The organism is Mycobacterium sp. TH-M106, from assembly GCF_057473765.1.
The window spans coordinates 1-10,027 of sequence record NZ_JBYCLE010000511.1 but is presented as its reverse complement, the minus strand read 5'-3'; the positions used below and the strand labels follow the sequence as shown (position 1 = coordinate 10,027).

At 65.5% G+C, this 10,027-nt stretch carries 12 protein-coding genes and 1 pseudogene; 7 read left to right on the top strand and 6 right to left on the bottom strand.

From position 1 onward, the window contains the following. Nucleotides 1–235 precede the first annotated feature (235 nt). The 6 genes from AC2VOP_RS17915 to AC2VOP_RS17890 all read left to right on the top strand — a co-directional run bounded on the left by AC2VOP_RS17915 (nt 236) and on the right by AC2VOP_RS17890 (nt 4,189). Nucleotides 236–448, top strand: coding sequence for a type II toxin-antitoxin system VapB family antitoxin (locus AC2VOP_RS17915; protein WP_486962213.1), 213 nt, complete (start codon nt 236–238; stop codon nt 446–448). Then, nucleotides 445–855, top strand: coding sequence for a type II toxin-antitoxin system VapC family toxin (gene vapC / locus AC2VOP_RS17910; RefSeq protein WP_486962212.1), 411 nt, complete (start codon nt 445–447; stop codon nt 853–855). The genes AC2VOP_RS17915 and vapC overlap by 4 nt, the downstream gene beginning before the upstream one ends. After that, nucleotides 833–1,198 (top strand): hypothetical protein, encoded by a 366-nt coding sequence (locus AC2VOP_RS17905; protein ID WP_486962211.1) that lies wholly within the window; start codon nt 833–835, stop codon nt 1,196–1,198. Before vapC ends, AC2VOP_RS17905 begins: the two co-directional genes overlap by 23 nt. Nucleotides 1,199–1,426: 228 nt before the next feature. Beyond that, nucleotides 1,427–1,858, top strand: coding sequence for a DUF2752 domain-containing protein (locus AC2VOP_RS17900; protein ID WP_486962210.1), 432 nt, complete (start codon nt 1,427–1,429; stop codon nt 1,856–1,858). 6 nt (nt 1,859–1,864) lie between these two features. After that, on the top strand, nt 1,865–3,283 hold the full coding sequence (gene pyk, locus AC2VOP_RS17895; RefSeq protein WP_486962209.1) for a pyruvate kinase: 1,419 nt from the start codon (nt 1,865–1,867) through the stop codon (nt 3,281–3,283). Nucleotides 3,284–3,298: 15 nt separating this feature from the next. After that, nucleotides 3,299–4,189, top strand: coding sequence for an acyl-CoA thioesterase domain-containing protein (locus AC2VOP_RS17890; protein WP_486962208.1), 891 nt, complete (start codon nt 3,299–3,301; stop codon nt 4,187–4,189). Between the two features lie 55 nt (nt 4,190–4,244). On the opposite strand, the pseudogene AC2VOP_RS17885 reads toward AC2VOP_RS17890, so the two are convergent. Next, a pseudogene (locus tag AC2VOP_RS17885) lies at nt 4,245–4,439 on the bottom strand (HNH endonuclease signature motif containing protein); the annotation flags it as partial. A 270-nt stretch (nt 4,440–4,709) separates the two neighbouring features. Between AC2VOP_RS17885 and AC2VOP_RS17880 the strand changes: the two are divergent. Beyond that, complete coding sequence (locus AC2VOP_RS17880) at nt 4,710–6,125, top strand: bifunctional lysylphosphatidylglycerol flippase/synthetase MprF (protein WP_486962207.1); 1,416 nt, start codon at nt 4,710–4,712, stop codon at nt 6,123–6,125. A gap of 17 nt (nt 6,126–6,142) precedes the next feature. On the opposite strand, the gene AC2VOP_RS17875 is transcribed toward AC2VOP_RS17880, so the two are convergent. The 5 genes from AC2VOP_RS17875 to AC2VOP_RS17855 form a co-directional block, all read right to left on the bottom strand. Continuing rightward, entirely contained in the window at nt 6,143–6,628 is a 486-nt protein-coding gene (locus AC2VOP_RS17875) for an Rv1419 family lectin (protein WP_486962206.1), read from the bottom strand. Nucleotides 6,629–6,729: 101 nt separating this feature from the next. Then, the gene (locus AC2VOP_RS17870; protein WP_486962205.1) at nt 6,730–6,957 is read right to left on the bottom strand and encodes a hypothetical protein; all 228 of its coding nucleotides are present in this window, start codon (nt 6,955–6,957) and stop codon (nt 6,730–6,732) included. 61 nt (nt 6,958–7,018) lie between these two features. After that, the gene (locus AC2VOP_RS17865) at nt 7,019–7,630 is read right to left on the bottom strand and encodes an HdeD family acid-resistance protein (protein ID WP_486962204.1); all 612 of its coding nucleotides are present in this window, start codon (nt 7,628–7,630) and stop codon (nt 7,019–7,021) included. Between the two features lie 13 nt (nt 7,631–7,643). Further along, a complete protein-coding gene (locus tag AC2VOP_RS17860; protein WP_486962203.1) occupies nt 7,644–8,897 on the bottom strand; it encodes an alpha/beta hydrolase fold domain-containing protein in 1,254 nt (417 codons plus the stop codon). A gap of 111 nt (nt 8,898–9,008) precedes the next feature. Beyond that, nucleotides 9,009–10,027, bottom strand: a 1,019-nt coding sequence (locus tag AC2VOP_RS17855; RefSeq protein ID WP_486962202.1) for an adenylate/guanylate cyclase domain-containing protein, incomplete at its 5' end; no start/stop codon positions are given.

Below are 10,027 nucleotides of genomic sequence, written 5' to 3'. Positions count from 1 at the left end.
GCGGCGCCGCCGCTCACCCACAACCCGAAAATTCGAACCAACTCGCGGCCTCAACGGCCGTCACGGGAGAACTCGGGCTACCGTGAAATTTTGAGGTACACGATCGGCCTCACGCCAGCCTCGACACCACCTCGAAGGGGGTAGATTTCCGATTGCTAACCAACCTCAGCGCCGTGCGTCGTTTCGACCGTGACCGCAATACACGTTGTTTGCACTTTAGGTGTAAGCTACGTGTATGTCGAGGGTGCGTACGAACATCGAAATTGAGGACGACTACGTACGGGCGATCATGGACCGCTACGGGGTCCACACCAAGACCGAGGCCGTTGAGCTAGCGTTGCGGCATCTGGCAGGCCGGCCGATGACGCGCGAGCAGGCGCTGGCGATGCGGGGTGCCCGCGCGATGGATGAGGTTCCGGTCGACGCCACTCCTCATGGCACCGCGTGATTCTGGCCGATACCTCCGCATGGGTCGAATATGACCGGGCCACTGGTAGTGGAGCAGATCAACGCCTGGCGGAGCTGATCGCCACCGACGGGGCGCTGGCGGTCACCGAACCAGTGCAGATGGAGGTGCTGGCCGGGGCGCGCAGTGACGCCCAAGAAGCGGATCTGCGGCGGATGTTGTTGCGGTTCCGGCTACTCCACTTCGATTCCGTCGCCGATTTCGCTGCGGCGACCCGGATCTATCGTCGGTGTCGACAAACCGGCGTCACCCCGCGTGGGATGGTCGACTGCATGATCGCCGCGGTTGCCGATCGTTGCGGCGCCAGTCTGCTGTGCTGGGACGTTGACATGGACCGTGTTGCTCAGGTCATCGGGATCGAACTGGATGAGGCATCGCTCCGCGCTTGATGTCGGACCCGCGATGCACCTGCGTGTTCAGTACCGGGCGGGATGCGTGGCGGTCGGTGCTCGCCGCCGGAACGTGGACACCGCCCACCATGTGGCGTCACTGGAGCTGCTGCAGACCCATCCGGGTCCGTTGATCGTCCCAACACTCGTCATCACCGAAGTGGTCTACCTCCTGGGTACCCGACTGGGCGCCGAGGGTTCCTCGGCGACTTGGCCGATGGTGCGTTCGCCGTCGAGCCGGTTGCAGCGGGAGATTGGCTGCGGATCGCCGACCTTGTTGCACGGTACCGAGACCGCCGCAGGAGTGGGGGTAGATTCCGGACTTGCCGCCAAACTCACCTGAGTCTGTGGCATCGTCCACCACCCGACGCAGGCTCGGCGAGTCCGATAATGGGGTTCACCTGCCGCGCCAATCCTTCATCGATCCGGAGCACGTCCTGGCCGCAGCGATCTGGCATGCTGAAACGATGACCGAACCGCAGCGGCCCGGAGCGCCCGGCTGGGGCATCATCGATGTCGTGCCGATCTTCACCGGCTATGTGCGTGACCCGCTGGGACCGGCCGATGCGTGATGGAACCTAAGACGATGCCGGTCAACCGGCGCCGGCTCCCCGGAACACTCGGCTTCAGCGTGCTGGTGGCCCTGCCGGCTGGCGCCTTCGCTGCCCTCAGCTACGTCGCTCGTGTCGACCCACATCGTCTCGGCGCGACGTTCCCGTTATGCCCGTTCCGGCTGCTCACCGGGTGGAACTGCCCGACGTGCGGCGGGCTTCGAATGATCCACGACCTGCTGCACGGACAGCTGGCGGCAGCCGTGATGGACAACGCATTCCTGTTGATCGGAATCCCGATGCTGACCGTGTGGATCCTCCAGAGTCGCCGTCGCGGACGAACCATTGCACCGACGGCGACACTTGTGGTGATCGCGGCCGTGACGTTCGGGTGGACGCTGCTGCGTAACTTGCCCGGCTTTCCGCTGGTCCCGACCACTCTCACCGGGTAGCGCATCGTGAATAGGCGCGGAAAGATCGTCTGCACCCTCGGCCCGGCATCACACAGCGCGGAGTCGGTCAGGGCGCTGGTCGAGGCGGGGATGGACGTCGCGCGGTTGAACTTCAGCCACGGCGATTACGCCGACCACGAGGCCGCCTATCGGTGGGTGCGGGACGCCTCGGAGTCCAGCGGGCGTGCGGTCGGTGTGCTCGCCGACCTGCAGGGCCCCAAGATCAGGTTGGGGCGCTTCAGCGATGGTCGGACCTACTGGGCCAACGGCGAAACGGTTCGGATCACCGTCGACGATTGTGCGGGCAGCCACGACCGGGTGTCGACCACCTACAAACAGCTGGCCGACGACGCGGGACCGGGCGATCGGGTTCTGGTCGATGACGGCAAGGTCGGGCTGGTGGTGGAACACATCGACGGCGACGATGTGGTGTGTACCGTCACCGAGGGCGGGCCGGTCAGCAACCACAAGGGTATTTCGCTGCCTGGAATGAAGGTCTCCGCGCCTACGCTGTCGGACAAGGACATCAGGGACCTCGAGTTCGGGTTGCGTCTCGGTGTCGACATGGTGGCCTTGTCGTTTGTTCGCTCTCCGTCCGATGTGGAGTCGGCACATGAGGTGATGGACCGGTTGGGGCGGCGGGTGCCGGTGATCGCCAAACTGGAGAAGCCGGAAGCCGTCGACAATTTGGAAGCCGTGGTGTTGGCATTCGACGCGCTGATGGTGGCCCGCGGTGACCTGGGTGTTGAGCTGGCGTTGGAAGAGGTGCCTCTAGTGCAGAAGCGGGCCATCCAGGTGGCCCGGGAGAACGCCAGACCGGTGATCGTGGCCACCCAGATGCTGGAGTCGATGATCGAGAATTCCCGGCCGACCCGGGCCGAGGCCTCTGATGTCGCCAACGCCGTGCTCGACGGTGCCGATGCGGTGATGCTCTCCGGCGAAACCGCAGTGGGCAAGCACGCGCTGGAGGCGGTGCGAACGATGAGCCGGATCATCTGCGCAGTCGAAGAGAATTCCACCGCCGCCCCACCGCTGACACACATCCCGCGCACCAAGCGGGGCGTGATCTCTTACGCCGCTCGCGACATCGGTGAGCGGCTCGACGCCAAGGCCCTGGTCGCGTTTACCGAGTCCGGCGACACCGTTCGGCGGCTGGCCCGACTGCACACCCCGCTGCCGCTGTTGGCCTTCACCGCGCTGCCCGAGGTGCGCAGTCAATTGGCGATGACCTGGGGCACCGAAACCTTCATCGTCCCGCTGATGCGTTCCACCGATGAAATGATCCGCCAGGTGGACAAATCGCTGCTTGAACTGGGTCGCTATTCCCGCGGTGATCTGGTGGTCATTGTCGCCGGCGCACCGCCGGGCACAGTAGGCTCGACGAATCTGATCCACGTGCACCGGATCGGGGAGGACGACGTCTAACGGGAGCGATAACCTGTGCCGGTCGCGCGAAACGAAACGAATTCTGATTTCAGCGAGCTGCTGGCGGTACTGGACCTCAACCGCGTCGACGTCGACGTCTTCACCGGATCGCACCCGAGCAAAACCCCACCGCGCACTTTCGGCGGGCAACTGATGGCACAGTCTCTGGTCGCGGCAACTCGCACACTGGACCGCGATCTTCCGCCTTCGGCACTGTCGGTGCATTTCATCAACGGCGGTGACCCGGCTAAGGACATTGAATTCCGGGTGCAGCGGTTGCGAGACGAACGCCGGTTCGCCAACCGGCGGGTAGACGCGGTGCAAGATGACACCCTGGTGGCCAGCGCGATGCTGTCCTACCTGTCCGGCGGGCGCGGGCTCGAGCACAACGTCGCAGCGCCCGTTGTCGCCGACCCGGAGACGCTGCCCGGGCTTGGGGAGCGGCTGCGCGGCTACGAAGACGTCGTCCCGGGTTTCGTCAATGCGCCGCACCCGATCGAGTGGCGCTACACCAACGACCCGGCGTGGGTGATGCGCAGTAAAGGAGAGCGGCTCGCCTACAACCGGGTCTGGCTCAAGGCAGACGGCGCGGTGCCCGATGACCCGGTGCTGCACACCGCGCTGATGGTGTATTCGTCGGATACCACCGTGCTGGACTCCATCATCACCACCCACGGCCTGTCCTGGGGGGCCGACCGGATCTTCGCCGCGACCGCCAACCACTCAGTCTGGTTTCACCGCCAAGTCCACTTCGATGACTGGGTGTTGTATTCCACTTCGTCGCCGGTGGCCGCGGATTCGCGGGGGCTGGGTACCGGACACGTCTTCGACCGCTCCGGACAGTTGGTCGCCACGGTGGTGCAGGAAGGCATCGTGAAGTATTTCCCCGCCTTGCGGGGATGGTGATGTGCAGCCGGTCAGCGAGCGCCTGGGGCAGTTTGTTGCCCAACTCGGCCGGGGTCGCCGAGCGCCCCAGCTCGTTGATCAGCGGATGTTCGGCCGCCGACAGCCGACGGCGCAGCACCTCACGGCGCTTCAAAACAGCTAACCGCTCCCGGGTGGTCAACGCCTCGAAGTCCAGCCCAAGCACTTGGTCCAGGCTGGCGGCCAGGGCGTCGAACGCCGCGGCGACCTCTTCCCGATCATTCGAACGCATGTTTGAACCATAGCAACGCCCACCAACATTGATGGTGTTCTACAGCTTCGGGTAAGGATGGTCTTGCTCGTTGGCGCCGGTGATGACTCCTCGCACAAGCTGTGATACCGCTCGGGATAAGGCGTGCGGCGGTTTGACGAACTGCCCAGCGCAACGATTCGGTTGCAACATCGTCGGCTCGGCGCCGCAGGCGCCGATCGCGCGTAACGTGAGCTCATCGGTGCAGCCCAGGGGAGACCCGGGCCGGCAGGGGAACGCCGGAGGTAAGCAGTGAGCAAGCTGTCGGTTGACGCGCCCAGGCTGCGAGCCGGTGAGCACGTCGTCGTTCACGCCGATTCGCCGACTGCGCGGTGGATCGGGGTACTAGCCCTGATGTGCGCCGCGTTGTGGCTGATCGCTGTCATCGCGGACGATCACCACGCGCACCGGCCGGCCACGGGCGGACTGGGCTGGTCCCTGGCAATCGTGGCTGCGGCGGCCTTGATCGCTCGCGGAATCTTCGTGGGCCGCCCGGTGACGACCCGGCATGCCGCAGCTGCTGCCGGACTGGTGCTCGCCGGGCTGGGCGTGCGTGTGCTGTCGTTCGATCTGCTTGGTGGAGTGCTGATAGCTGGATCCGGGCTGGCATTGATGTGGCCGACGTCGGCGCGACGACAACCCGGCGACCTGGACCAGGTGTGGGCATTGATCAAGGCAACCCGGGATGATCCGCTGGCGCCGTTCGCGATGCACTCCCGCAAGTGTTACCACTTCAGCGCCGACCGCAGCGCAGCGCTCGCCTACCGAACTCGAATCGGGTTTGCGGTGGTCAGCGGCGACCCGATCGGCGACGATCAGCGGTTCCCGGAACTGGTCGCCGACTTCGCCGCGCTGTGTCATGCCCGGGGCTGGCGAATCGTGGTGCTGGGGTGCAGTCAGCGGCGCCTCGGGTTGTGGGACCCGCTGGTACTGGGCCGATCGCTGCGGCAGATTCCGATCGGTCACGACGTGGTCATCGACGTCGCCGGCTTCGACATGACGGGCCGCGCATTCCGCAACCTGCGCCAGGCGGTGCAGCGCACCCACAACTACGGTGTCACCACTGAGGTGATGGACGAACAGGACCTCGACGGCGAGCGGCTGGCGGAGTTGACCGAGCTGCTGCTGGCAGCGCCGCACGGGGCGCGCATCGATCGTGGCTTCTCGATGGCCCTGGACGGCGCGCTGGAGGGCCGATACCCCGGCATAAAGCTGATCATCGCCCGGGATGCGTCGGGGCGGGTGCAAGGCTTCCACCGCTACGCCGTCGCCGGTGGTGGCAGCGATGTCAGCCTCGACGTGCCGTGGCGTCGCCCCGGAGCGCCGAACGGCATCGACGAACGGCTCAGCGTCGACATGATCATGGTCGCCAAAAACGCTGGAGCGCAGCGTCTGTCGTTGGCGTTCGCGGCCTTTCCGGAGCTGTTCGACGACGAGCACCGCGGTCGACTCTCGAACGCCTGCTACCGGGCGGTTCACCTGCTGGATCCGCTGATCGCGCTGGAGTCGCTATACCGGTACCTGCGCAAGTTCCACGCGATAGGCGAACGCCGTTACGTGCTGGTATCGCTGACCCAGGTGGTTCCGCTGATATATGTACTGCTGTCGTTGGAGTTCATGCCGCGCCGCCGTCGACTTCTGCGGCCCACTGCGGCCCGGCGGTGGTAGCGTTCCGGGGCACGCGGTCACGAAACGCGATCCCACTCCTCGTCGGCTACATCGGGGATGGCATGGTAGGCGATCACTGGAGTGCCGGGCTGGGCCACGCCGCCGAAAACGTTGAGGCAGGGGCCGAGGGCACTCACGACATAGCCGTTAGCCTGGTGATCCCAACGCTGGTTGTCGGCATTGGGCTGACAGCGCGAGAGCATCACCGGGGTGTTATCCGCTGCGCCGCTGATGCCGAGGCAGTTCCCGGGGAAGGCCAGACTTTCGATCTGGCCGGAGGAGTTGAAAACCCACAGTTGGGACGTGGACTCATTGCAGGGGTTGACCATCGTCGCAGTGTTGGTCCCGTTCGGGCCGTCGAGACACCAACTGCCCAATCGGCTCTTCAACCGGACCGGAGCGGCGGCACTCGCCACACCAGCGCCCAGCAGAGCGACACCCAACACTGCGCCGACTCCGACAACGGCTCGGCGTACACCGCCCATCAACCGCAATCCAGGCATTGCGGCTCCATTCTTACACCGACACCACCACCGTCGCAGACGGTTTGCCGCCCGCCATCCTCCAACTGCAGCTGGTGAAACATTCTCCGCGGGCCGGCCGGTTAGGAGAACAGATCCACGAGGTTGACCAGCGTTCCAAGTGCCGCCTCCCCGACGGGTGCGACTGCACCGAATACGAGCGCGAACGGGACCAGTCCCGTGTCGGCGGCGATCGAATCACCGATCGCGCCGAGGAGGTTACCGGCCTCCACCTGATCTACGAAGAGGTCCACGTCGTAGAGGGGAAGACCGGTCAGGATCGCGGTGGCTGTGTCGGCAACCGGGAGCAACGTCGCATAGTCCCCCGAGACCGCTCGGCGGGCGTGGTGGTGTCGAGGGGCGGGCGGCGAGTCAACTGCCGGACAGTGCCTTGGTCACCGACTTGGATGCACGACGGATGCGCAGCGCCGTGATGACCTCGGCGATCCCGATGACGATCAGCCAGATGCCGACGACGAGCGTCAGCACCATCAGCGACGCCAACGGCGATGCCAGCACCACGATTCCGGCCAGCAGCGTGACCACGCCCATGAAGATCTGCCAGCCACGGCCCGGCAGGCTCGGGTCACCGATCGCCGAAACCGTGGTGGCCACGCCGCGGAAAATGAAGCCGATACCGATCCAGATGGCCAGCAGCAGCACCGCCATCGCTTCCTTGTCGGTGTTGAAGTGCCGAAAACACAGCACCGCCAGAATCAGGCATGCCGCCCCGCTGATGAACAACAGCACTCGGCCGCCGGCTGACATGACCGGCAGGCTGAACGCGAAAATCACCTGGACGACACCGGTGACCAGCAGATAGATACCGAATAGGATCGCCGCGACGAGGATGGATTCACCCGGCCGATAAAGGACCAGGGCACCGAGGACCAGCGCCAGAATGCCGGAGACCAGCGTGGACTTCCACAAATGGGGTAGTAGCTTCGGAGCAGTTTCGATGGTCATGCGTGCAGTGTGACACACGCGCCGACACCCGTCAGGCAGATCGGCGAGCCGCGTTGTGCGGCGAATACACTTCGGCGAGAAACTGTTCGACCGCTACCGCGGCATGTTGCGCCCGAGCGGACCCGAAAATGTCGAATGCGTGCTGCGCGTACGGCAACTCGGCGTAGACGACGGGTTGATTGCTCACCTCCCGAAGCCTGGCGGTGAAGTCGCGAGCCTGTTGGACGGGTATCAGCGAGTCGTTGCGTCCGTGCAACACGAAAAACGGTGGCGTGTCGGGGGAAACGTAGGTGATCGGCGACGCCGCCCGATAGATGTCGGGAAAACGACGGCGACTCTGCTTGAACACATACGACTGCAGCACCGGCACCAGCTGCGGGTGCAACGAATCATCGTCGCGGGTGAAGTCGTAGACGCCGTAGAACGGCACCGCTGCCCGCACCCGGGTGTCGGCGTCTTCGAAACCGGGCTGGAATTGCGGGTCGTTGCCGGTGAGCGCGGCCAGGGAGCACAGGTGACCGCCGGCCGAACCGCCGGTGATAGCGATCCAGTCGGGGTCGCCGCCGTATTCGGCGATGTGGGTTTTGGTCCACGCGATCGCCCGCTTGACGTCGACGATGTGATCCGGCCACGTCGAACGGGGGCTGAGCCGGTAGTTGATCGACACGCACACCCAGCCCCGTTCGGCGAGGTGGCTCAGCAGCGGATGCGCCTGGCCGCGTTTGCTTCCCACCATCCAGGCGCCACCAGGAACCTGCAGCAGCACCGGGGCACGCCCGTCGTCATCCAGGTCCGGCCGGCGCCAGATGTCCAGCATGTTCTTGCGGCCGTACTCCCCGTAGGCGATGTCGCTGTCTCGGGCGTAGTGCCGGTAGATCCGCAGCATGCCCACCGGCCCGGGCGTCTTCACCGCGGCCCCGCCGGGTCCGGGCCGCTTCCAGATATCGGTCGAGTCGGTGCGCCGGTCCGTGCCCAGTCCGGCGTCGAGCGCCGCGGCCAGTGGCACGTTCGCGGTGCGGCCGAAGCGGTCCAGCCCGAGCAGACCCAGCCACGAGATGACCGACACCAGCCAACTGAACCATCGTAGGCGCGGTGACAGCCAACGGGAGAGCGCCGCCAGCGCCGCTGACTGCCCGGCGATGAGCTGCAACGGCAGCTCCGAGGCGACCATGCCGAAGGTGAAGGCATACAGCGTCGGGTAACCGCGCCTGGCCAACGGCCGGTACCCGTTGGCGGTGACGGCGAGCCCGGCTAGCGACCCGAGCACAGTTACCAGCTTGGTCATGTTGTCCCTTTCCGGCGCTTTTGCGGTGCCTGTTCGGCGTTTTGTCACGCACGCCAGTCCGAATCGGCACCTTACCGGTATCGATATGAGCCGGTGAGCCGGTTATGGCCGTCAGCGGGCAGCAGACAGCTGCCGCGGCGCCCGGTGGTCGCCAGGCCGGGGACGTTCGGCCACCAGATACCACGTGTGCATCACGCCTTTGCCTTTGACGTCGGCGTCGCCGCGCTCTTGGAAGACGAAGTCGTGCTTGAGGCGTTCGTAGACGTCCTGGGGCACTTGGATGCGGCCTTCGCGATCGGTCGATTCCATGCGCGCGGCGACGTTGACCGCATCGCCCCAGACGTCGTAGAAGAAGCGGCGGGCACCGACTACGCCGGCCACCACCGGTCCGGCGGCCAGGCCGATCCGTACCGGCACCGGCTGGCCCAAGGGATTGCGCAACCCGGCGACGGCGTCGGTGATGTCCAGAGCCAACCGGGCCAGCGCTTCCAGGTGGTCGGGCCTGAGTTCCGGCACACCGCTGACCACCATGTAGGAGTCTCCGCTGGTCTTGACCTTCTCCAGGCCGCGCGCCTCGACCAGTTGATCCAGATTGGTGTAGAGCCGGTTGAGGAACTCGACCAGCGCGCGCGGGGGGACCTGGCTGGCCCGCCGGGTGAAGTCGGCGATGTCGGCGAAGAGGACCGAGGCGTCGTCGTAGCTATCGGCGATGACGTCTACCGCCGGATTTTTCAGTCGCTCGGCGATGCTGGCGGGCAGGATGTTGGTCAGTAGCGACTCGGACCGCTCGTACTCGGCCTCCCTGGCCTCCTCGGCGCGGCGGATCTGCCACAACGCGTACCAAACGGTGGCAAACACCATCAGGCAGGCCGAGACGATCACCGCCACGAAACTCACCGTGAGCAAACCCCTCGGTTGGGCCCCGGTGTCACCCGGGACCAGGAATTGCAGGGCAATCGCCAGGCCGGCCCCGATGCCGACCACCACGGCGGCTAGCGCGATGTGCGCGACACCGAGGATGATCACGGTGATCGATGCGGCGGCAAGGAAGTAAAACTGCAGGCCGGAGTCGGTTCCCACCGCCCAGCAGACCACAAAGGTCGTCAGGTACGCGGTGCAGGTGAACGTCA

What these genes read in the sequence shown, in the direction of transcription:
- AC2VOP_RS17915 (WP_486962213.1), top strand. Translation starts at nt 236, where the DNA reads ATGTCGAGGGTGCGTACGAACATCGAAATTGAGGACGACTACGTACGG.
- AC2VOP_RS17905 (WP_486962211.1), top strand. Translation starts at nt 833, where the DNA reads ATGAGGCATCGCTCCGCGCTTGATGTCGGACCCGCGATGCACCTGCGT.
- AC2VOP_RS17900 (WP_486962210.1), top strand. Translation starts at nt 1,427, where the DNA reads ATGGAACCTAAGACGATGCCGGTCAACCGGCGCCGGCTCCCCGGAACA.
- AC2VOP_RS17875 (WP_486962206.1), bottom strand. Translation starts at nt 6,628, where the DNA reads ATGCCTGGATTGCGGTTGATGGGCGGTGTACGCCGAGCCGTTGTCGGA.
- AC2VOP_RS17860 (WP_486962203.1), bottom strand. Translation starts at nt 8,897, where the DNA reads ATGACCAAGCTGGTAACTGTGCTCGGGTCGCTAGCCGGGCTCGCCGTC.